This is a genomic window from Gracilibacillus halophilus YIM-C55.5, assembly GCF_000359605.1.
GTDB lineage: Bacteria > Bacillota > Bacilli > Bacillales > Amphibacillaceae > Gracilibacillus > Gracilibacillus halophilus.
The window spans coordinates 1-23,774 of the sequence record NZ_APML01000042.1 but is presented as its reverse complement, the minus strand read 5'-3'; the positions used below and the strand labels follow the sequence as shown (position 1 = coordinate 23,774).

The window sequence follows — 23,774 nt, the reverse complement described above, 5'->3', positions numbered from 1 at the left end:
TAGATAGATTACGTGAAATATGAGTTTGATATACAATAAATTTCTAGGAGGAACAAAATACATGAGTAAAGATTTGGATATGATTAGTCAACATGAATCGGTGGTAGCCAGCTATATTCGCAGTTTCCCTACCGTATTTACAAAGACAAAGAAACATAAGATGTGGGACGAAAACGGGAAAGAATATATTGACTTCTTCTCAGGAGCAGGCGCACTGAATTACGGCCATAATGATGACCATATGAAACAAAAACTAATTGACTATATTACCAACGACGGAATCACTCACTCCTTAGATATGGCTTCTGATGCAAAAGCTGACTTCTTGAAAAAATTTGATGATGTCATTTTGAAACCACGTGATTTGGATTATAAAGTAATGTTTCCTGGACCAACTGGAACAAACACAGTTGAAAGTGCCTTAAAACTTGCACGTAAAGTAACAGGACGTACAGATATTATCAGTTTCACGGGCGGTTTCCATGGCATGACCATTGGTTCACTATCCGTTACCGGTAACTCCATGAAACGTCAAGGTGCCGGTATCCCGCTACAAAATACAGTAACGATGGCATATGACAATTACGTTGATCAAGATACCGTTGAATATCTTGAACGTTTTCTAGAAGATAACGGAAGTGGTGTTGCCATTCCAGCAGCAATGATTGTTGAAACGGTACAAGGCGAAGGCGGAATTAATGCAGCTCGTTTTGAATGGTTGAAAAAGATCGAGCAAGTTTGTAAACGTTGGGGCATTCTGCTTATTATTGATGATGTGCAAGCAGGTATCGGACGTACTGGCTCATTCTTTAGCTTTGAAGCAGCTGGTATTAAACCAGATATCATTTGCCTTTCCAAATCATTAAGTGGTTATGGCTTACCATTAGCGGTTACACTGATTAAACCTGAATTAGACATTTGGAAGCCAGGCGAGCATAATGGTACTTTCCGTGGCAATAATCACGCATTTGTTACAGCTACCGCAGCGTTAGACTATTGGAAAGATGATTCATTTGAAAAAGAAATCCATGAAAAATCAGAAATCACTTATAATTTCTTGCAACGTCTCGTATCAGAATATCCTGAGCTTAAAGGTGAAGTTCGAGGCCGTGGACTAATGGTCGGTATCGCTTCTGAAGCAGATGGTTTATCTGAGCAGATTGCGGAAGAATGCTTTAACCGTGGTCTAATTATGGAAACAGCAGGGCCAAATGATGAAGTATTTAAATTATTCCCTGCATTAAACATTCCAAAAGACGACCTTCAAAAAGGTTTAAATATTATTGAAGAAAGCATTAAAGCTCTTGTTAAAAATCCAGTAACAAACTAATAATCGATACAACTTTATACCATGTCATAGGAGGAGAAACAGAATGAAAGTCGTTAAACTAGAAGACGTACTAGGAACTGAACATGACGTAGACGGAGGAAATTGGGTCAGTCGCCGTCTCATTATGAAAAAAGATCAGATGGGCTACTCTGTCAATGATACAATTATTAAAGCAGGAACAGAAACCCATATTTGGTATAAGAATCATTTGGAATCTGTATATTGCATCGAAGGCGAAGGTGAAGTAGTCACACTAAGTGATAATAAAGTATGGCCGATCACAAAAGACACGCTTTATGCATTAGATGAACACGATGAGCACTTACTTCGCGCCAAGACAGACATGCGTATGATTTGCGTATTTAACCCGCCTCTATCTGGTAAAGAAGTACACGATGAAAATGGTGTATACCCAGTTGATGAGGACTAATGACACTTAGGCTTTGATAACAACCCCATTATCAATAGCCCTGCATAACATTTCTTATCCTGAAAGCTCTCGGCATTGCTGGGAGCTTTTTTATATGCGCTTCTTTCGCATGAACAAGCTTTCATCATGTATACTACACAATAGATGAGCATCCAAAGATTGAGGTGGAATGAATGGCCAAAAAAGAAATCGATGATTATTTACAAGAAGGGATTTATGGACGTAGAGAATTAAATCCAGATGAACGAAAAGCTTATCTCGGTACGCTTCGTGAAAGAATTGTGCTCGTTCTAAAACAATCAGAAGTGCGCGGTAAAAAAGGTCTCCGCGCGATAGAGCAAACCCTACAACAACATCCTAATGCTCGAATGCTTATGAATGGGCATATGAGTTTTCGTTTCTTTAAACCCTATCGAAACATAGCCAACCAATATAACATCTCCTACACATCGGTTTCGAACCAAGAAGCAAAAAGCGATTACGGCATTGTAATCACATTAGACAGCGCCATTGAAAAAGAAAATATTTTCCTCAATGAAGACAAGCCAAGAACACGACGGAACTCCGAAGAAAAAAAGTCTTGGTGGAAAAAATTACTTGGTTTCTAAACGTACACAACATGTTAATCATATTCATCTGTTACAATCGTCCATACAACAGAAACTCCACTTCAAACAAAATGAAGTGGAGCAATTTTTATGCATGGACCTTATAATCTTCTAATACTTGAACGAATTTTCTCATTCCTTCTTCGATTACATCTGGTGTAGCATTCGTAAAGTTTAACCGTAATGTATTTTGCTTCGGATGATTTACATAAAACGGAGCACCAGGAACAAATGCGACCCCTGCTTCTACCGCTTTATCTAATAGTTGAGTTGTATTGATTTCTTCTGGTAATGTAACCCAGAAAAACATTCCGCCTTTTGGTTCAATATACGTTAAACCTTCCATATCAACTTCATCAAGTAAACGTTTCATAACAAGCATCCGTTGATAATAGGTATCGCGAATTAATTGAATATGAGCTTCTAAGTCAAAGTCTTCTAATAAATGAACGAAAGCATGTTGGCTAATGGAATTCGTATGCAAATCAGTCGCTTGCTTAGCTTGTGCCATTATGCGGATAATCTGATGTGGTCCAACAATCCAACCCATTCGAACAGCGGGTACAACTGTTTTGGAAAATGTACTAGTATATAAAACGAGATCTTGATCATCCATCGATGCAATTGAAGGTGGCGCTCCTTCTTGATCAAATTGAAGCTCGCCATATGGATCATCTTCAAATATGACGACATGATATTTTTGTGCTAATGCTAATAGCTGCTTACGTCGTTTTAGCGACCATACTTTTCCTGTAGGATTGGAGTACGTTGGGACTACATAGATACATTTTGGGCGAAGTCTTTGAATTTTCTCTTCTAAATCGGCAATCACCATGCCATCTTCATCAGCATCGACTGGAACGACATCTGTTTCATATGTTTCGAACACTTGTAGTGCAGCCAAGTAAGTTGGATTTTCCGTTAAAATGACATCTCCTTGATTAAACATGACATTAGAAAATAGATCAATGGCCTGCTGACTCCCTGATGTAATTAAAATATCTTCAATTGGTCGGTCAAGGCCTTTCTGTTTCATACGTTCTGCTATTGCTTTCCGCAAGGCAGGGACACCTTCTGTTTCTCCATATTGCAACGTTTTTGGATTCGTTGTAATGGCTTTATGGAAAGCTTGATCAACAGCTTCTACAGGAAATAACTTCTCTTCTGGCAAGCCACCGGCAAAAGAGATGATATTACCTTGGTTAATCACCTTTAAAATATCACGAACAGCTGACGACTTTAGATACTTTACTCGTTCAGAAAAACCATATTTCATTTCACTTCGACCCTTTCGTCCAATATTCTTTCTTAAGAAAGGCTGTTTTCCATCGCCTATATGCTCATCATCTATTGCGTCAAATAATAACCACTTTTTAGAAAGCAGCGTTAGGAAAAGACAGTTGCTCTTTCAAGCAACTGCCTCACGTTTTACCCAAGTACTGCTCGATCATTCGCCATTTGTTTTCCTCGTATACGTTGAAATTCATGTAATAATTGCTCAATTGTTAATTCTTTTTTCTTCTCTCCCGACACTTCTAAAATGATTTGTCCCTTATCCATCATGATCAGCCGGTTACCTAGATCTAACGCCTGTTGCATATTGTGCGTCACCATTAATGTTGTTAAGTCAAACTGCTCAACTACTTGTTTTGTGATATTTGTAATCAATTCCGCTCGTGAAGGATCGAGTGCAGCAGTGTGCTCATCTAATAATAAAATATTTGGTTCCGTAAATGTCGCCATTAATAAAGACAAAGCTTGGCGTTCACCGCCTGATAATAAACCAACTTGTGCATTTAAACGATTTTCTAAGCCAAGTTGCAAGGTCTCCAAATGTTCTTTAAACAATGATTTTCGACTTTTACTAACCCCTTTTTTCAACGTACGCTTCTTATTACGCGCGTATGCCATGGCTAAGTTCTCTTCAATCGTCATTGACGGAGCCGTCCCCGCTACAGGATCCTGAAACACACGCCCAATATATTGCGAACGTTTATATTCCGGTAACATCGTCACATCTTGATCCGCAACCGTAATGGAACCCACATCAGGCTTCAACGTACCAGATATAATATTCATTAATGTTGATTTTCCTGCACCGTTACTGCCAATGACAGTGACAAAATCACCTTTATCTAATTGCAAATCAACTTGTTGTAATGCGTTTTTCTCATCTAATGTCCCTTCATTAAACGTCAAGGTGGCATCTTGTATGTTAAGCATTGTTTGCCCCCTTTCTTCTTGCCAGTTCGGCTTGTTTCCTCCGTTTTCGTCTTGCTTCTCGTTGTGAAATGATGATTTTCGGTGCAATAAGTGCAATAATTACTAATAGGGCTGTAATTAATTTCATATCACCTGTTTCTAAAAAGTCAGCACGTAAAGCAAATGTTACAACAATGCGATATAGGACCGCACCAATAATCACAGCAAGTGTTGTTCTGAAAATCGTTTTCGTTCCAATCAGCGCTTCGCCGATAATAACGGAAGCTAAGCCGATGACAATCATACCGATGCCCATACTCACATCTGCAAATCCGGTATACTGTGAAACGAGTGCTCCTGAGAGCGCGACAAAAGCATTGGATATACCTACCCCTAGTATTGTTAGAGTGTCAGTATTAGCAGAAAAGCTACGAATCATCTTTTCATTATCACCCGTCGCTCGCAAAGCTAAGCCAACTTCAGTTTTCAAGAAATAATCGGTTATAAATTTAATACAAAACGTTACGATCGTCATTATGATTAATACGGCCCATGTACTCGGTACAGATTCCAAGCCTAACCATGTTAAAATACTGTTCAATGCTTGATCAATACCAAGATTTCCCCAAAAACCTTCCACTTGGTTAAACACGGTAGATTCGTTTAATAAGGCGACGTTGGGTTTTCCCATAATACGTAAATTTAATGAATATAACGCAATCATCATTAATATTCCTGATAATAAAGGATTAATCTTCCCTTTCGTATTTAAAATTCCCGTCACAATACCTGCTAGAAAACCTGCAAGTATAGCAAAGCATGTAGCGAATACTGGCGGAACACCATTCACAATTGAAATCGCTGCAACGCCACCACCTGTTACAAAACTCCCGTCAACTGTTAAGTCAGGGAAATCTAAAATACGAAACGTAAGATAAACGCCTAAAGCCATTAGTGCGTAGATAATACCTGATTCTAATGCACCAAAAAGTGAGATAAAAAAACCATCAAACATATACGTTCTCCCTTTCTTCTACCTTTCCTTGTGAGAAAACCTCGACATTTTCAACATGCGAAATAATGTCGAGGTTTATCCTGTTATTCTCCTGTTGTCTCTACTATTTCTGCTTCTTCTTCCCAAGATTCATCCCATTCAATTCCTTGGGCTTCAGCAGCATCTTGATTTATATACAGATTGATTTCTGGTGGATATTCTACTGCAATATCAGCTGGATTTGAGTCTCCAGTTAAAATTTCAACAGCCATTTCTCCTGTCCGATAACCAATATCATAGTATTCAAAACCGTAGGCGAGGAAACCACCCCGTTCAACGGAGTCAGGCTCACCAACAAACAATGGCATTCCTTGTTCTTCTGCAGTACCAATCACGGCTTCTAGCCCCGAAACAACGGTGTTATCTGTAATAATATAGAAAACATCCGCTTCACCTACAAGCGAAGAGGCTGCTTGGTTAACTTCAGCAGAGTTTGATACGGTACGTTCTGCTGTGCTAAGACTCGTGCCTTCTACGGCTTCATTCACAATATCGATTTGTGTTACCGAGTTGGCCTCACCCGCACTGTAAATTAAACCAATCGTTGACCCTTCAAAATTTTCATCGATAAAATCAACTGTTTGACGAATCGCATCTGGATGCAAGTCTCTCACACCGGTAACGTTTCCGCCTGGATTCTCCATGGATTCTACTAATTCAGTTTTGACCGGATCTGTTACGGATGTAAATAGAATTGGGATATCACTTGTTGCTTGTAACGCACTTTGCGCACTTGGTGTTGAATTTGCAAAAATCAAGTCCACACCATCAGCAACAAAATTATTAGCAATTGTGCTGGCGTTATTTTGATCGTTTTGTGCGTTTTGGAAATCATATTCTACATTCAATCCTGCTTCATCAATCGCTGCTTGAAAGCCTTCATAAGCAGCATCAAGTGATGGATGTTCAACAATTTGTGTTGCACCAATGGTATACGTTTCTTCAGATGTAGCATCCCCATCAGTTGAGTCACTCGAATTTCCTGCTTCTTCTCCGGATGAACCACAAGCCATAAGGATGGCACCTAAGAGAACGAAGGATAATAAAAATAAAAAATGCTTTCTCATATTGAAACCCCCAAATTATTTTTTTATTCCAAATTTTCAAACATTTACGTTACATTATAGCATATGTTCTCAAGCATCGGTATATCTTTTTACCGATTTTCTAGACATACGAAAGTGATGGAAACTCTTAAACGAAAAGGCGCTGATACTTTGCAAGCAATTAGGATAAGGGGCGCCATTACTGAGAAATCTGTCGTTCGTGATGTCAGGATTTTCTGGTAAATCACATATTACTGGGAAATCACCATGCCATTATAGTGAGGTTTCCCGGTAATTCGCATATTACTGGGAAATCAGTATATCATTATGATGAGATTTCCTGGTAATTCGCATATTACTGGGAAATCAGCATGTCATTATAGCGAGGTTTCCCAGTAATATGCAGATCAATTTATTTTTCATGCAAACAAACGCTCTTCCCCCCTCTTGTTTGACGTCAATCATTCTCCATCATTCCATTGACAAAGCAATTCCACGCTCAACGCCAGCACAATAAAAAATACAAACAATTATCTTACATACTAATGGAGTGTAACCAAAAAAAGGTTGTCCCTATGTAGGAGACAACCTTTTCTTGATTATTTATTGATCGTTACGATTGATGTAGTCGGTGACCGCACCTTGAGAAGAGCAAGATACGTTATGCGCATATTTGCCAAGAACACCTTTTTTATAAAGCGCTGGCGCTTCCCAATTCTGACGTCTTCTTTCCATTTCTTCATCCGATACATCCATCGACAGTTCCTTCTGTTCGGAATCAATGGTTACTAAGTCGCCTTCTTCTAAGAACGCAATGGGACCACCCACTTGTGCTTCTGGTGCGATATGGCCAACAACTAAGCCATGAGTACCGCCAGAGAAACGACCGTCTGTCAGTAATGCTACTTTTTCGCCTAAGCCTTTCCCTACTAAAATTGAGGATATGGACAACATTTCTGGCATTCCTGGTCCACCTTTTGGCCCGACGTGGCGAATTACGAGCACATCACCTTCATTAATTTCATTATTCATTACAGCATTCGTTGCGTCTTCTTCTGTATTGAATACACGAGCTGGTCCCGTATGGCGCTTCACTTTAATACCAGATACTTTTGCCACCGAACCATTTGGAGATAAGTTACCTTTTAAGACAACCAACGGGCCATCTTCACGATATGGGTTACTGAATGGACGAATGACTTCTTGTCCTTCTTCAAGTCCTTCAACATCCGCATAGTTTTCTGCAATCGTCTTACCTGTAACAGTTAAACAATCACCGTGTAAGTAACCATGGTCAAGCAATAATTTCATAACAGCTGGAACGCCGCCTACTTTGTGCAAGTCTTCCATCACATATTTTCCGCTTGGCTTTAGGTCTGCAAGATGCGGTACTTTTTCTTGTAGACGGTTAAAATCATCCATCGTCACATCTACTTGAGCAGCATTAGCAATCGCTAATAAGTGAAGAATCGCATTTGTCGATCCACCTAGAGCCATGACAACAGTAATCGCATTTTCAAACGCTTCTTTAGTTAAGATATCTTTTGGATAGATTCCCTGTTCTAACAAACGATAAGCTGCTTCACCTGCTTCACGGCAGTCGTCTGCTTTTGAAGGAGATTCGGCTGGATTCGATGAACTTCCTGGTAAACTCATACCTAGTGCTTCAACAGCAGTCGCCATCGTGTTTGCCGTGTACATACCACCGCAAGAGCCAGCACCAGGGCAAGCCGCACATTCAATACCATGAAGTTCTTTATCACTAATTACATCGTTATTATGTTTTCCAACACCTTCGAAAACGGACACGATGTCTAATTTTTCACCATTTCGATAACCTGGTGCAATCGTACCACCGTAAACGAATACCGCTGGCACGTCTGAACGAGCGATCGAAATTAAACAACCAGGAATATTTTTGTCACAGCCACCAATCGCCACATAAGCGTCAAGGTTTTCTGCGCCTACTACTGTTTCAATTGAGTCAGCAATCACATCGCGACTTGGCAGTGAATAACGCATACCTGAAGTCCCCATTGAAATACCATCTGATACAGTGATTGTATTGAAAATCAATGGTACACCACCAGCTTCTTCAGCACCATTTTTCGCATTAATGGCAAGATCGTCTAAGTGTACGTTACAAGGGGTGACTTCACTCCACGTGCTTGCTACCCCAATCATTGGTTTTTTAAAATCTTCATCTGTTACACCAACAGCACGCAACATGGCACGGTTCGGTGCACGCTTTGGATCATCAAATACATTACTTTTTATCCGAAGATCTTTCCCCATTGCATATGCCTCCCTATTCTTGTCCCATTTTAAAAATTTATAATTTTCTGTACATTTTGGATTAAGAAATCGAAAAATTTCTTTCTTAATATGCATATAGTATCATAGATTATAAAAATACGGAATCATTCTTGCTCGTTTGAAAGGATAAAAATCATGAAACGTCATCCAATACTGTTTATCATCATTATTGTAATTGCATCCGTCCTCTTCTATCAATGGATGTTGCATCAAAAATACGCTGAACGACCAATGCCTACAGAATTACATCCAAAAGTTGGACAAGCGACTGAAAAACTGATCAAACAATCTGAAGATATTGGTATCTCCATTATTATTACCGATGGCCTTCGCTCAGTGGAAGAGCAAAATGCGATTTATGAGCAAGGTCGGTCACAAGAAGGAAAAATCGTTACTTATGCGAAAGGTGGCGAATCCTATCACAACTATGGTCTGGCTGTCGATTTTGCGCTTGAACCTTCTGACGGTCAAGTAATTTGGGATACCGAATATGATGGCAACAGTAATGGTCAAAGTGACTGGATGGAAGTCGTTGACATCGCAAAATCACTCGGTTTTAGCTGGGGTGGTGATTTTTCCCGTTTTAAAGATTACCCCCATTTGCAAATGGATTTCGGATTAAGTATACGAGAATTGCAAAAAGGAAAACGCCCCAAAGATGTGATGGACTAAAGACGTCAGTTTCGATAAATAACGGTGCTATATAATTGCTCAGTCGCTTTTGGATCGATCGATTGATGTGCTCGATTGACGGCTGTAATCGCCTCAGTATAGCCTGAAGCAATAAGATTTGTTTTCCCTTCATACTGGACAATATCACCAGCCGCAAAGATACCAGCTACGTTCGTAGCCATATCTCCTTTTACAGGGATACGCCCTTTTTCGATTGTAACGCCCCAATCAGCAAATGGTGTCTGCTGTAATTCAAGGCCATGAAATGTTACGATTTCATCAGCTTCGATCGTAACGATTTGTTGATCTTTATCAAGCAATTGTACGTATTCCAATTGCTCATCGACAACCTGTAAGTCCGTTAACGAGGATTGAAAATAAACCGTCACATGACTATCGAGTAATGCTTGAAGATCTGCATCTTTTACTTGATGGAATGTCTCATTCGGGTTAACGACTGTCACTGAAGATGCCTGATCCTTCAAATACAAAGCCCAACCGACGCCCACTTTATTATCTGATGCGATCACAACTCGTTTATTATGATAACGTTCTTTATGCATCAAATGGCTCGCTACTTGCTGACGGAATGTGGGATGAGGTAATGCTTCCCATTCTGGTGCTGTTTTCGTATGAAATGTACCATTTCCTGTCGCTAACAACACCGCTTTCGAGTAATGATCTCTACCTTCACTTGATCGCAGTCGAAAATCATCTGTGCGCTTTTCAATGTTTTCGATCCATTCCCCTGTTATCATCACTGGTTCATGCCGTCTCGCTTGATCAATCATACGGTAGACGAGGGATTCACCAAAGATATCAGGGAAACCTCCCACATCATAAATACGTTTTTCCGGGAAGAACTGCATCACTTTTCCACCAAATTCGGATTGAGACTCAATGACTTTCACACTCATACCACGCATCGAAGCATAATAAGTCGCGAAAAGTCCGGTGGTCCCGCCACCAATCACCGTTAAATCAAAAATATCTTCTGCCATTGTCTATCCTCTCCCTTATTCTACCCTAACAAACGGTCAGTTGTTTGTAATTGCTGAATGGTTCCGGCACCAATGCCAAACATAATCATACGTAGTTCCCATTCTCTTATTTCCATCCACTCTAGAAGGGCATCATAAGAATGCATCGATTGTTTTAACACCGAACGAGCAAATCCGACATGATCAGCACCTAATGCCAGCGCTTTAGCTGCATCCAGTCCATCTCGAATCCCGCCGCTTGCCATCACCTTCTGATTCGGAACACTTCGATTCGCTTCCACAATACAAGAGGCCGTGGGGTTTCCCCAACTTGCGAGCGCTTCTGCTGCTTGTTTTTTTATTCTTTCTTTTGAACGTAATTTTTCGACTTGGCTCCATGAAGTGCCACCAGCCCCTGCAACGTCAATAAATGAAACGCCAACATCAGTTAGCTTCTTGGCAATTTCACCATCAATCCCGAAACCTACTTCTTTTACGCCAACAGGAACATCAAGTGCTTGGCATAATTGTTCGATTTTCAGTAACAAATGTGCGAAATTCGTATCTCCTTCTGGTTGAATAACTTCTTGAATGGAGTTCAAATGTAACACAAACGCATCTGCTTCCGTCCACTCTAAAATTTGTTTACACTGATCAACAGTAAATCCGTAATTGAGTTGAACAGCCCCGATGTTCGCAATAATTGGAATACTAGGAGCGTATGTACGAATTTGAAAAGACGAGCGAAAATGCTCACTTTCCATCATCACTCTAGTTGACCCCAGCGCAAAAATCCACCCTCTCTCCTCAGCCGCTTGAGCAAGATGACGGTTAATCGTTTCCGCCAAAGCTGCACCACCTGTCATGGAACTAATAAGAAACGGTGTCTTGATGTCACGTTGTAAAAAGGTTGTCGTTAGATCGATTTGCTGAAAGTCAAGCTCAGGTAATGCGTTATGACGAAATTGATAGCGTTCCAAACCATTCGTGACTTGATCACCTTCTACTTCATCTGTTAAACACCATTCGATATGTTCTGCCTTTCTGCGATGGATTGAATCGGACATGTTTTCACCTCTTTAATTATCCATTATATCGTGTTCAAGAAGAAAATGCATGTGTTGATAAACAGTCATTTATCGTTGACTTTTATCTGGTTATTTTATAGAATATTTACCTGTGACCAATTAGTCAAATTTATATACCGTTTAGTCAGAAGGTGGTATTATTTCGAAAAAAGATGAAATTATTCGCGTAGCTTTACAATTATTTTCAGAAAAAGGCTATAAAGAAACATCTGTTCAGCAAATAGCCGATGCAGCAGACGTATCTAAAGGAGGTTTTTACACTTATTTTCCATCTAAAACAGCTCTAATGACTGAAATGCTTAAAGCTTATCAAAATCATATCGTCGAGCAATCACAGCAAATATACGAATTAAACAATCCAAGTTTAGCTAGTTATATTCAATTTGAGCTCGAGGCTTGGATGGAACACCAATCATTCTTTAATGTATTTTTGAAAGAATTTCCACCGAAAGAAAATGAGGAGATCACTTCTTTAATGAAACAAATGCAATCACATCTGTCAGATATTCATAAAGAAATGTTTTATCGTGTATACGGCGAAAAGATTACTCCTTATTTAACAGATCTGAAAATTATGTTCGAAGGCATCATGAAGGAATATCATATATATTTCGCTGTCCATAACAAAGAAATCGAACCTACATTAATCAGTCATTGGATTGCTGATAATTTCGATGCGATGGTTCAACAACTAGAGGGAAAAGATCCATTGCTTTCACCGGAACATCCAGAGAAAATCGATGACATCTTCAGTCGCATCCAGACATTAATCCATGACAATTTAAAAGGAAAAGAACAAACCGAACAATTCGAAGCACTCCAGCTACTCAAGGACGAGTACAACAAAGCACAACCGAATCGTGTCTGTTTAGAGGCATTGCTACAATTTATGAAAAAGCACAAGCTGATTCAAATAGAACTGATCAAATTAGAACGCCTATTCCAACGGGAGGGAATATAATTGGAAGAAACAAATCATTTCGAAAAAGTAAAAAAAGGTCCGATGCTTGCGATTATGCTCGTCGGTGCATTCATGGGACTCTTAAATGAAACATTACTAGCAACAGCATTACCAAGTATTATGGATTATTTTGATATCCAACGTAACGAGGTACAATGGCTTACGACAGCATTTCTATTAACTAACGGCGTCATGATACCGATATCTGCCTTTTTAATTGAACGATTTTCGACAAGACAATTATTTATTACAGCGTTAAGTATTTTTGCCACAGGGACATTGGTAGCTACCCTTTCAAACACATTCTGGTTATTACTGATCGCAAGGGTCATACAGGCTGGTGGTTCAGGGATCATGTTACCATTACTTATGACAGTGATGCTTACAGTGATTCCTATTGAACGACGCGGTGCGGCAATGGGGACAGTTGGTATCGTCATTTCCTTCGCACCAGCTATTGGACCAACACTTTCTGGTTGGTTGCTCGAATTTGTGGAATGGAGAGGGCTTTTCTATGTCGTATTACCAATCGCTGCGATTGCGATTATTGGTGCTTCTATCTTCACAAAGAATGTCACGAAGCTCACTTATCCAAAGATCGATATTCTGTCAATCATTCTATCTTCCTTAGGATTTGGTGGGCTATTGTATGGATTTAGTAGCTTTGGCGGAGGTCACAGTGCAGAAGCAACAAGTGATTTTAGTTGGTTATCAGTAGGTATCATCGCTGCTAGTGCGATTATCTTAACCCTATTTATTCTCCGTCAAATGAAAATGGAACACCCGATGCTTGAATTTCGCGTGTTTAAAAACCCCATTTTCACTTTAGCCATCATTATTACAATGATTGTACTCATGGCATTAATTGGTGCTGAAACCATGTTGCCATTATATATGCAAGACACACGCGGGTTTAGTGCATTAGAATCTGGTTTAATGTTACTCCCTGGTGCAGTCGTTATGGGGATTATGTCACCAATTACAGGTGCGTTATTTGACAAATTCGGTGCTAAGTGGCTCGCATTCTCTGGTTTAGCGATTGTTTCTGTCACAACTTTTTTCTTTACCAACTTATCCATGGATACACCATACGCATTTCTCGTCGTGATTTATGCTATACGCATGTTCGGTTTATCCTTAACGATGATGCCTGTCATGACCGCTGGGCTTAACCAATTACCTGAGTCATGGCACCCACACGGCTCAGCAATGGCGAATACCATGCAACAAGTATCAGCTTCAATCGGTACTGCGATATTAGTCGCCGTCATGACAAGTCGGGCAAGTTCACAGATGGAAGGTGTAAATCCGGCTCAGATAACGACTGAAGTGGTCAATCAAGCGAATCTATCAGGTTATAATACAGCATTTTGGCTGGCTACCTTATTATCAGTCGCAGGTTTAGTATTATCATTATTTTTAACGACGAAAGCATCTGAAAAAGCGAAACAAGAAGCCGCCTAACAGGCTAGATTTTCACCCCTGTCCCATCACCAATCCATCGTTGGGACAGGGATTTTATTTGAATTGAAATTTTTTACACAAAACCTCCCAAAACATGTTAAAATGACCTATGTATGCACAATTTTATACAGGAGGATACCTTTATGAAAACGACACAGCCTTTAGACTTTGGTGAAATTTTAGATCAGACATTTCGAATAACCAAAAATCATTTCGGGCGCTTATTTATGATTGCCTTTTTGCTGATGTTTCCGGTGTATGTGATTCAAGCGGTGGCATCCTATATTGGTGGCAGAAGCATTATCATGAGCGCAGATCCATCAGACAGTTTGATCAACCAAATTACACAAAATATCGATTCTTTGGGAGCAGCCACTTCGCAACAAAATATAAATGTCATCATCTCATCGTTATTATCGATCATCGTTATCCCTATTGTAGTTGGCGCAACGGTATATGCCGTCAAACATGCGAGAGAAGGCGAACCCTTTACCGTAAAAGGGATGATCAAAAAAGCATTGCCCCGGTATTGGCCGATGTTTTTTAGCTTACTCTTAGTTTCTCTCATTCTTACTGGTATTTTGATCGTCTATATGTTGCTTATCGTCGGCGTCATACTAGGAAATCCTACCAATCCTCTCGCTGGTGTATTTTTTGCTTTTTTCTTTGGTATAGGATTGATCTTCGGTCTTGGTTTATTGTTTACACGATGGAGCATGTTCCTGCCTGCCGTATTGTTTGAAAAAGTGGCTCCAGGTTTTACGAAAAGCTGGCGCTTGACCAAAAAACAAACGTGGAAGTTCTTTGGTTTATTTATTATTTTAGCATTAATCACCTATTTCATTAGTTCTATCTTAACCATTCCTATCGTATTTTTAGGAAATAGTGTATTATCCAATTTTTTAAGCAACCTTCTTACGATGATTACGAACATTATCTTGACTGTCGGATTTGCAGTGATGTTCTTTGATGCGCGCTTGCGTCAAGAAGCCACTGATCTACAAGAAATGATTAATCAATATGATACGAAAGAACAACCAAATTAGAGGAGATTGTGAATGAGCAATGACAATGCAAAAGAAAAGTTAATCGAGATTACCGAGCGCGAGGAATACCAAGTCTATTATGAAGATCATCGCAGTTTTCTAGAACGGATTTGGAATCAAGTGACTTCTTGGTTAAATAACCTTTTGTCTCAAATGTTCGACTCATTTGAAGCAGGTTCTACTGCGGGATCGACCATCGTCTATACCATTATTGGCGTATTGGTACTTGCTTTCATGATTGGACTTGTTCTTCTCACCACGAACATCATTCGTAAACAACAAGTGAGGCGTCAACGGCCTTTTCAATCAACAGCCGAACTAGAATGGGACTATAAAAAGCATTTACATGCAGGCAAAGAAGCCATGGACAACGAAAGATATCGTGTAGCTACCCGCCATTTCTTTTTGGCGTTGTTATTACAATTAGATACTAAACAGCTGGTAAAAGCGAAGAAATGGAAGACAAATTGGGACTATTTTGATGAAATTCGTCACACCAATCAAACATTAGCAGATGATTTCGATCAATTGGCCCTATTTTTTGACCGGGTGACATATGGTGAACAATCGACTACCTTATCTTCCATTCAAGACTATTACGAGAAAATCTTAAATAAAATAGAAGAAATCGACCGTATTCGTGAACCGAAAGGCAATGAAGGAGGAATCACCAATGACTAACTTATTCAAAAAAAACGGGTGGTTATGGATATTATTCCTCTTTCTTTTTATCATATTTATTAGCCTATTTTCGACAAGTTCACCACCGAAAGAATATCCGGCATATATGACTGAATCTCCATCCCCAACTGGAACGAAAGCAATCTATACGTATTTAAAAGAAGAAAATATAACAGCGACCATTGAAGAAACGTCGCCACTCCATCTGGCAAATACAGATCAAAACCAATTACGTATATTAATTGATCCACCGATCTTAACCAATGAGGATGAGTTAGACGGATACAAGGAATATATACAAGCCGGAAATCAATTAGTCGTCTTAAAGGAAAATCCAGATGGTTGGATGAATATCAACGCATCTCCTTTTCAAAGTTTTGAGATGCAAGCAGAAGAAACGTATGAACTACAAGGAAATAATGAGAAATACGAAGCGATCAGCTATTCAAACATTCGTCTCGAACATCATGAGACTGATACCATTTTATTAAAAGACGAATACGGGACCATTGGGCTGAAACGGGCCATAGGTGAAGGTAGCTTAATTGTCATCACCGAACCACAATGGAGTATGAATCAACATATTACAAAAACAGATCATGCTGAAATACTTTTAGATACGATTCACTTTCAATCAGCAGAACAAGTGATTTTTGATCAATATAAGCACGTACAGAGTCCCCTTTCATCAGTATCCGTATATCCTGATTGGACATATGTCATTCTTATTGAAGGCATATTGCTGACCATTTTATGGTTATGGTTCCGTGGAAAGCGATTCGGTCCAATATACCCAGTACGAGAGGAAACTGTCCGCTTCAGTGATGAACGCATTCGTGCACTAGCAAAGTGGTATCGTAAAGGAAAGAATTATCAAACCGCACTTCATGATCAAGCCCATTATTTCAAAGAAACAGTAAAAATGAAATATGGTGTTTCTTTTCACAGAAGTTGGCATGAACGTTTCACCTATTTAGCTGGTAAAATCGAAGGCTACTCAAGCGAAGAACTGGAGTCAATCGCCGACAAAATGGAGCAATTGCTTCAAAAAGAATCGATTCATAAACAAGAATTTGTCTACTGGTCGAAAAAAATTGATAATCTGCAGAAAGAGGTGGAAGCAAGATGAGTGAAACCATTGCATCTTTACTCACACAATACGACAAACGAATATTAGGCCAACGAAAAAATTTACGTTTATTATTAACAGCCGCGCTTGCTGGAGGGCATGTTTTAATTGAAGGCGTACCTGGTACAGGCAAAACACAAATGGTCAAAACCTTAGCCAAACTATTCAGTGGGGATTTTCAACGAATCCAATTCACACCTGACCTATTGCCAAGCGATATTACGGGAAGCGCGATTTATAACATGAAAGAGCAGGACTTCCAAACATTAAAAGGTCCGATTTTTACCCATGTATTATTAGCTGATGAAATCAACCGTACACCTGCTAAAACGCAAGCGGCCTTGTTAGAAGCTATGGAAGAACAACAAGTCACCATTCAAGGTGAAACTTATCCATTACCGGATTTCTTTTTTGTTGCCGCCACACAGAATCCAATTGAATTCGAAGGGACCTACCCTTTACCTGAAGCACAACAAGATCGTTTTGTCTTTAAATTACAAATTGATTTTCCTGATCTAGCAGAAGAAACACAAGTGTTACAACAAGTCATCCATGAACAAAATGAACCTGTTAACTTAGAACCGATCTTCTCATTGGAAAATGTAGAGAAAGTAAAATCACAAGTCCAAGCAGTCACATTAACGGATAAAATTGCTGATTACATCACACAGATTGTCCGCAAAACAAGAGAAATGGAACATATTCAACACGGCGCTAGTACACGCGCAGCCATTGCCATCGCTAAAACAGCACAAGCATGGGCCTATTTAGATGACCGCGATTACGTAACGCCTGATGATGTAAAAAACGTGGCATTACCGAGCTTGCGCCATAGAATCCAATTATCTCCTTATGCAGAACTGGAGGGTTCCGATATCGATGAAACGATTCAAGAATTGGTGGGATCGGTTACTGTTCCGAGATAGAGGAATCGTACCGACGAAAAAACTATTAATCTTATATTCTGCATTCACAGCGATCCTTTTCCTTCTATCATTCTGGCGGTTTTCATGGGTGTTTTTACTTATATCAACCGCTATCGTGATCGCTGTCAGTACAGCTGATTTGTTTCTTTCCCCACACAAAAACGAGTGGTCAGTAAAAAGAACGAGTCCTAGGGAAACGGAACGGTATCAAGGTGAACAACTATCGATTACTGTGACCAATCATTCTGCGTTCTCAATGCATGTACGTTTTGTCGATGACTTGCCACGTTCATTTCAACCATCGTATCCGAACAATATTTTCATTCCGAAGCAACGAGCGGCTACGATTGAATACCAAGTGTGGCCACAAGTACGTGGCAAATACTCGATAAACTACTTATATATTCGTTATACAAGTATGATCGGGCTATGGGAAAAGCAAGTCACGATTTCACAACCTGATACCATTAAAGTGATTCCCAACCTTTCCGAAACGAAACGGTATCTAGCAAGTGCGCAAACGTATCTGTTACACGAAGGATTAAAAATTCGGAAAATGAAAAGTGGCACTGGTGAATTTTCTAAAGTGCGAAATTATGTCGTTGGTGATGATCCACGAAAAATTAATTGGCGCCAGTCGGCAAAATTCCAAGAAATTATGACTAATGAATTTGAACCTGAACACGGAAAACATATTACGATTTGCATTGATTGCGGACGAATGATGGGCGTGGAATTAGAAGAAGGAAATCGCTTGGAAAAATCAGTGGAAGCTGCGATCACATTAGCAGCTGCAGCATTAGACAATGGTGATTATGTAGCAGTGGTCGTTTTTTCAAAAGAAATTCAAGCTGTTGCACCAGCTGGAAAAGGGTTGCAACATCTAGATACCATTTTACAAACCATTTATGCGGTACAAGTCGATGCACAGGAATCAAATTATCCATTAGCCATACAGTACGCACAAACGCTTCAACAAAAACGCAGTATGATTGTATTGTTTAGCGATGTCGCAACATTTGTTCATGAAGACCACCATTTATTTTACATGAAACAATTACGCAAACGTCATTTATTCCTCATGTTAGGAATTGAAGACCGTTTGTTACAAAAAACAATAAGCCAGACACCAGAGACAACGGCGATTGCCATGCGAAAAAGCATTGCACAGAAACAATATCTGTACCAAAAACAAGTGATGACAAAATGGGAAAAACACGGACTCCCTATGCTGGAAGCCCCTGCTGATCAATTAGCGGTAACTGCTGTTTCCCATTATATTCAAACATTAAACCGTGGACTGTTGTAATTGCTTTCGCTTTAATAAGAAATGACCCACGACCATATAAACCATTAGTCCAAGACCCGTGATTACAGCAACTGCATATTTCATCTCAAGTGATAAATCTGCGGGCGTTATGTATCCTTCAATAATGCCCGCTATCACAAATAACGGAATGGTTCCGAGTAACATTTGAACCGAACGAATCGTTTGAGCTTTTAGTTGATACATTCTAGATACATTGCCTGGTACAAACAGTTTGTATCCCATAAGTAATCCAGCACCGCCTGCAATGAAAATGGCCATCAACTCAATGACACCGTGCGGGACAATATAGGCCCAAAAACTGTAAGAATGGCCATGATTCCAATACATACCTGCGAGTGCTCCAACTAAAATGCCATTGTATATCAACACATAAGTCGTCAAAAGTCCGAATGTAATGCCACCTGCAAAAGCTAAAATAGCTACTCGAATGTTATTTGTCATAATCTGCGTTGACATAACCGGGGCATTAACCGCTTGAGGATCTTCCCCAAGTTGTTCCGGTTCAACGCCTTGCACCATTTCTTCAGGCAAAATGCCATACAGGTGCAACGGATTGTCGACGACAGCAAAAAAACTGGCTACACCACCTAAGCAAAAAAGTAACATCGCAACCATAATGGCTTTCCATTGATCAAGCAACAATCCGACAAATTTGCTACTAAAAAAGGTGTACAACTGCTTCCAGGAAGATTGTTGCGAAGAATATAATGTATTATGTGCATACGCAACCATTTGATTCAAATGTTGCGTAACATTCTCGTTCGGAAAGTACGTTTGCGCATAAGACAAATGTTGTGTCACTTTCTGATACACATGATGAAATTCATCGATCGTCTCGCTCGATGGTTTCTTCTTCATTTTATTCGTTAATCGTTGTAATGCGTCCCATTCGGAACGATGTTGTTTAATAAATTGATTCAGCTTCATTGAACATCACCTTATGTTGTATGATACATCTATTATACTCAATCATCGCTTGAAAATATAGGTGTTTGGAATAATTTAACTAAAAAGAGAGAGGGATTCGATGGAACAGGAACAGTTACAGGTCAAAACGCCTGAATATGTTTCACTACAATTTCAAACAGCTGGATTAGGATCACGTGCCACAGCTGCCATAATCGATTATAGCATTTTATATTTCTTTCAATTTTTATTATTTTTGTTACTATTTTTCGTTATGATTGATCCAATGATCTCATCGGATATGAGTTCATGGATATTCGTATTCATGATCATCTTACTTTTTGTGATTAATTTCGGCTATTTTATCTTTAGCGAATACTTTTGGGCAGGTCGTACAGTTGGAAAACGATTATTAGGGATTCGTGTCATACAAGAAAATGGTCACCGTATCACCTTCTTATCCAGCATCATTCGTAATTTTATGCGTCTGATTGATAGTTTACCAACAGCATATCTGATTGGGATATTGCTTGTCTTTCTACATTCGAAACATAAACGTTTAGGTGATATAACAGCTGGAACCATTGTGATTCATGAACACCAACGAAAGAAACATAACAAAGTGGACAAATTCATCCAAGAAAAAGGTTGGAGCAAAGAACAATTGTCGATTGATCATTATCAGCGCCAGAAGATAGATTATCACGATTGGCAACTATTGCAGACCTATTGTCAACGATTGATCACATTATCTCTCGATCAAAAAGAATCATTGACACAACAGGTCGGTCGTATTTTGCTGCCAAAAATCAATCGAGAACCCGATCAGTTACCTATCGATCAGCAAGAAGCAATGCTATTTATTCTTTATTTACACCTTAGAGAAGAGTGGGAATATTGATGTAGAAATGAGATCATGATAACCGTTTTTATACGAAGTGTTTTCTCAGAAATAAGTAAAACTGCGAAACAATAATACTTTCTACTTAGACATTTATCCTACAAACGTATGAAACAATGAATTTACATTAACGAAAAAGACAGTTAACTTAATAATTATCATTAGGAAAAATCTATCGTTATGGAGAGATCACCATGTATATATCAAGCGGGGAATTAGCCAAGCGGTTCAAAGTTTCAATTAGGACCATCAGATATTATGATCAGATCGGTCTGGTTCGTCCATCAAAACTAGGCGAAGGCGGAAAACGTTTCTATTCAGCAGAAGACTGTTTAATCTTTGAAAAGGTTATGCTACTTAAATCCCTTTCTCTACCACTCGAAGAGATTAAAAAGATTATAAAAGAGCAGTCGATACAGAACATACTATTAGCTCATAAATCATATTTAGAAGAACAATTATCTCACATACAAAAATCCATTTCACATACAGTTTCTTTGCTTCACATTCTTAAACTAGAAGATACAATAAATTGGGAAGATTTAATCTCACTCATTGTCCCATCAGAGCAGACTAGATCATGGAGCTCGTTTTTTTCTTTTGATGAGCAAGAAACATTACATGAAAGGTTGCCGAAATTAGAGAATGATAACTCATCTACAAGAAAATGGATCAATATAATTAAGCGGATTGAATTATGCATAAAAAACGAGGTCTCTCCAGCATCCGAACAGGCTAAACTGATTATAGAAGACATGGATATTCTTTCAGAGGAAACGTTTCAAGGGGATCAAAACTTGATGGCGAAATTTTGGGAAATACGTCGCTCTCAAAAATCTTCAAATGAACTAAATTTATATCCTATAAAACCAGAAATTATAGATTTTATCGAAGAAGCTTATGCCATCATCCAAGGGCAGTAAGGATGATGGCAAGTCCATTAAATGTTGCATGTATTATCATTGCTGGAATAATGGAACCTGATTTTTCATATGTCCATGCAAATACAATACCTGATATGAAATTTATTGGTAATGTATTAAAAGTTGGAATATGAACGATCATAAAAATAAATGAGCTACCTAACATGCTTATAAGTATACCAAATTTACTACGTAAGAATCGATAAAGGAATCCACGATAAAATATTTCTTCATATAACGGTGAAATAATTGCTGCAGATACAAAACCGATTAAGAAGTTAAGTAGAGTCATTCTTGACTGAAGGCTATCAGTTTTGGTATTCTCTGATCCAACTTCTAAAAGGGCATCCATGACAACAACTATTGCGATGCTCGTCACAATGACTACCACTGTCCAACCAAAGATGGCCCCCCAATATTTATTTGAGAACTTCTTCAGACCGACTTCTTCCCAACTAAGATTATGTGGCTTCATTGCAATGATATAAAGCCCGAACATAAAAATGAATGACATAATCAGTCCGACTATTGTCCCCGAATACAGATCATTTTGTAGAACATGTAACAAATATTCTTTTAACAGATACTCTATAAAGATGGGCACTATCACTAATACTAATGTTAGTAGTTTGAGTAATTCTTTCCAGGTCCAAGGTGATTTTAGAAAGAACGATTCGTGATTATTCATGTAAATTACCTCCTTACTTTATAGAGTAAGAGGTGACGTTACGTTACCTGCAAGCTTTTTTTAAGAAAATCTAAATACATTTATAAATTATTTACTAACAACACTTACAAAAATTATGTTGAAGCGAATCAGCAAAAAAGACAAAAATGTTTTAAAAATCCTCATACATCACGCGTTCCCCTATCTGTTAAAGCACTGTAATACAAATAACCTCCTGAATACTATATTCAGGAGGTTTTATTTCATCTAGCCTAGTGTATTGGACTAGTTCGTTGTTTATCTCATTGACTTACCAGCTATAACTGGCTCTACTTGCGCTTGCTGTTCTGCCTCGAAATTCATTTCTACTTTTAGTTTTTTTCTGCGGTCTGCGATTTTTTGCCCAACAGATAAAACTAGAAAAGTGAGCAGAATAGTTAGTGTAACCATGTATAAAGAAAGTACCATAGCCAACTATCCCCTTTCCTTAAAAAATTTATTCAATTATTAGTGAATTCACTTATATAGTACCATATTTTATCGATTTGTAAATATATTTTATGAAATTCTTTTAAATACTTATACATTCTCCATATTTGCATTATATGCTTTAAAATTGATTATGTTCAGTAAAAACTGATAATACAGCATTTTTATAAATCACTTGAATAAATATTCGGTTTTCGTAAAATTTTCAGAAAATGATTCGTCACCTGTCTGCTCGCATCATGTACATTGCGCAATTCTTCCACTATCGAACTATACAAATGAATAATCAATTGAAAAACTATGCAAAATGGAAAAATAGGCAAAAACCGCCCCAATCGTTTGTGAATCAATAAACGTATCTTTTCAAAACATGAGAAGATACATGTAAACGTCATGTCTAATCAGCTTGTGATGTGTGTTTACGTACGTTTATCCTGCAAACAGCTTCATCTATATTAACTATTTGCAGGATAAATGAATATTTAATGCAAACAGATGCTTTCAAATCTCTTATTCGACGCATATATTGATTTTCCGTGCAAACAGCTACTTTCACTTCTCTTATTCGACGCATATATTGATTTTCTGTGCAAACAGCTACTTTCACTGATTAAGTCCGTAAAAT

At 38.7% G+C, this 23,774-nt stretch carries 23 protein-coding genes and 1 pseudogene; 14 read left to right on the top strand and 10 right to left on the bottom strand.

Annotation, left to right across the window (positions count from 1 at the left end; genetic code table 11):
• The first annotated feature begins 61 nt into the window (after positions 1 to 61).
• The 3 genes from ectB (at position 62) to J416_RS10060 (ending at position 2,368) form a co-directional block, all read left to right on the top strand.
• Positions 62 to 1,330, top strand: a complete 1,269-nt coding sequence (gene ectB / locus J416_RS10070) for a diaminobutyrate--2-oxoglutarate transaminase (protein ID WP_003470091.1) — start codon at positions 62 to 64, stop codon at positions 1,328 to 1,330.
• 43 nt (positions 1,331 to 1,373) lie between these two features.
• Positions 1,374 to 1,760 carry an ectoine synthase gene (locus J416_RS10065; protein WP_003470088.1) on the top strand — a complete coding sequence of 129 codons (387 nt, stop codon included), beginning with the start codon at positions 1,374 to 1,376 and terminating at the stop codon, positions 1,758 to 1,760.
• Between the two features lie 173 nt (positions 1,761 to 1,933).
• Entirely contained in the window at positions 1,934 to 2,368 is a 435-nt protein-coding gene (locus J416_RS10060) for a YueI family protein (RefSeq protein WP_003470085.1), read from the top strand.
• An 88-nt stretch (positions 2,369 to 2,456) separates the two neighbouring features.
• Here J416_RS10060 and J416_RS10055 read toward each other — a convergent pair whose 3' ends face one another.
• The 5 genes from J416_RS10055 to ilvD all read right to left on the bottom strand — a co-directional run bounded on the left by J416_RS10055 (position 2,457) and on the right by ilvD (position 8,965).
• A complete protein-coding gene (locus tag J416_RS10055; protein WP_003470083.1) occupies positions 2,457 to 3,644 on the bottom strand; it encodes an aminotransferase-like domain-containing protein in 1,188 nt (395 codons plus the stop codon).
• A 152-nt stretch (positions 3,645 to 3,796) separates the two neighbouring features.
• On the bottom strand, positions 3,797 to 4,591 hold the full coding sequence (locus tag J416_RS10050) for an ABC transporter ATP-binding protein (protein ID WP_003470081.1): 795 nt from the start codon (positions 4,589 to 4,591) through the stop codon (positions 3,797 to 3,799).
• Complete coding sequence (locus J416_RS10045; protein WP_003470079.1) at positions 4,584 to 5,585, bottom strand: ABC transporter permease; 1,002 nt, start codon at positions 5,583 to 5,585, stop codon at positions 4,584 to 4,586. Before J416_RS10045 ends, J416_RS10050 begins: the two co-directional genes overlap by 8 nt.
• 83 nt (positions 5,586 to 5,668) lie before the next feature.
• Positions 5,669 to 6,691, bottom strand: a complete 1,023-nt coding sequence (locus J416_RS10040) for an ABC transporter substrate-binding protein (RefSeq protein WP_003470077.1) — start codon at positions 6,689 to 6,691, stop codon at positions 5,669 to 5,671.
• 582 nt (positions 6,692 to 7,273) lie between these two features.
• On the bottom strand, positions 7,274 to 8,965 hold the full coding sequence (gene ilvD / locus J416_RS10035) for a dihydroxy-acid dehydratase (protein ID WP_003470075.1): 1,692 nt from the start codon (positions 8,963 to 8,965) through the stop codon (positions 7,274 to 7,276).
• Positions 8,966 to 9,121: 156 nt separating this feature from the next.
• On the opposite strand from ilvD, the gene J416_RS10030 reads away from it, so the two are divergent.
• Positions 9,122 to 9,658, top strand: coding sequence for a M15 family metallopeptidase (locus tag J416_RS10030; protein WP_003470073.1), 537 nt, complete (start codon positions 9,122 to 9,124; stop codon positions 9,656 to 9,658).
• Positions 9,659 to 9,663: 5 nt separating this feature from the next.
• Here the strand turns inward: J416_RS10030 and J416_RS10025 are convergent, their stop codons facing one another.
• The gene (locus tag J416_RS10025) at positions 9,664 to 10,659 is read right to left on the bottom strand and encodes an NAD(P)/FAD-dependent oxidoreductase (protein WP_003470072.1); all 996 of its coding nucleotides are present in this window, start codon (positions 10,657 to 10,659) and stop codon (positions 9,664 to 9,666) included.
• Positions 10,660 to 10,679: 20 nt separating this feature from the next.
• Positions 10,680 to 11,705, bottom strand: a complete 1,026-nt coding sequence (gene fni, locus J416_RS10020; protein ID WP_003470071.1) for a type 2 isopentenyl-diphosphate Delta-isomerase — start codon at positions 11,703 to 11,705, stop codon at positions 10,680 to 10,682.
• 157 nt (positions 11,706 to 11,862) lie between these two features.
• Here fni and J416_RS16710 point away from each other — a divergent pair.
• The 8 genes and pseudogenes from J416_RS16710 to J416_RS09985 form a co-directional block, all read left to right on the top strand.
• Positions 11,863 to 12,009 (top strand): annotated as a pseudogene (locus J416_RS16710) (TetR/AcrR family transcriptional regulator); the annotation flags it as partial.
• Positions 12,010 to 12,012: 3 nt separating this feature from the next.
• Entirely contained in the window at positions 12,013 to 12,687 is a 675-nt protein-coding gene (locus J416_RS10015; RefSeq protein WP_003470070.1) for a hypothetical protein, read from the top strand.
• Positions 12,688 to 14,151, top strand: a complete 1,464-nt coding sequence (locus J416_RS10010; protein ID WP_003470069.1) for an MDR family MFS transporter — start codon at positions 12,688 to 12,690, stop codon at positions 14,149 to 14,151.
• Positions 14,152 to 14,294: 143 nt separating this feature from the next.
• Positions 14,295 to 15,197 carry a hypothetical protein gene (locus J416_RS10005; RefSeq protein ID WP_003470068.1) on the top strand — a complete coding sequence of 301 codons (903 nt, stop codon included), beginning with the start codon at positions 14,295 to 14,297 and terminating at the stop codon, positions 15,195 to 15,197.
• 12 nt (positions 15,198 to 15,209) lie between these two features.
• Positions 15,210 to 15,878, top strand: coding sequence for a DUF4129 domain-containing protein (locus J416_RS10000; protein WP_003470067.1), 669 nt, complete (start codon positions 15,210 to 15,212; stop codon positions 15,876 to 15,878).
• On the top strand, positions 15,871 to 17,007 hold the full coding sequence (locus tag J416_RS09995; protein WP_003470066.1) for a DUF4350 domain-containing protein: 1,137 nt from the start codon (positions 15,871 to 15,873) through the stop codon (positions 17,005 to 17,007). The genes J416_RS10000 and J416_RS09995 overlap by 8 nt, the downstream gene beginning before the upstream one ends.
• Positions 17,004 to 17,933, top strand: coding sequence for an AAA family ATPase (locus J416_RS09990; protein ID WP_003470065.1), 930 nt, complete (start codon positions 17,004 to 17,006; stop codon positions 17,931 to 17,933). The genes J416_RS09995 and J416_RS09990 overlap by 4 nt, the downstream gene beginning before the upstream one ends.
• Positions 17,887 to 19,242, top strand: a complete 1,356-nt coding sequence (locus tag J416_RS09985) for a DUF58 domain-containing protein (protein WP_083875572.1) — start codon at positions 17,887 to 17,889, stop codon at positions 19,240 to 19,242. The genes J416_RS09990 and J416_RS09985 overlap by 47 nt, the downstream gene beginning before the upstream one ends.
• Here J416_RS09985 and J416_RS09980 read toward each other — a convergent pair.
• On the bottom strand, positions 19,222 to 20,190 hold the full coding sequence (locus tag J416_RS09980) for a stage II sporulation protein M (RefSeq protein ID WP_003470062.1): 969 nt from the start codon (positions 20,188 to 20,190) through the stop codon (positions 19,222 to 19,224). The genes J416_RS09985 and J416_RS09980 overlap by 21 nt on opposite strands.
• 100 nt (positions 20,191 to 20,290) lie before the next feature.
• Here J416_RS09980 and J416_RS09975 point away from each other — a divergent pair, with 100 nt between their 5' ends.
• Positions 20,291 to 21,070: an RDD family protein gene (locus tag J416_RS09975; protein WP_003470059.1), complete on the top strand. Its 780-nt coding sequence runs from the start codon at positions 20,291 to 20,293 to the stop codon at positions 21,068 to 21,070.
• 194 nt (positions 21,071 to 21,264) lie between these two features.
• Complete coding sequence (locus J416_RS09970) at positions 21,265 to 21,993, top strand: MerR family transcriptional regulator (protein WP_003470057.1); 729 nt, start codon at positions 21,265 to 21,267, stop codon at positions 21,991 to 21,993.
• Here J416_RS09970 and J416_RS09965 read toward each other — a convergent pair.
• Both J416_RS09965 and J416_RS15790 read right to left on the bottom strand, forming a co-directional pair.
• A complete protein-coding gene (locus J416_RS09965) occupies positions 21,977 to 22,681 on the bottom strand; it encodes a CPBP family intramembrane glutamic endopeptidase (RefSeq protein ID WP_003470055.1) in 705 nt (234 codons plus the stop codon). The genes J416_RS09970 and J416_RS09965 overlap by 17 nt on opposite strands.
• A gap of 276 nt (positions 22,682 to 22,957) precedes the next feature.
• Positions 22,958 to 23,134: a hypothetical protein gene (locus J416_RS15790; protein WP_156809571.1), complete on the bottom strand. Its 177-nt coding sequence runs from the start codon at positions 23,132 to 23,134 to the stop codon at positions 22,958 to 22,960.
• Positions 23,135 to 23,774: the final 640 nt, after the last annotated feature.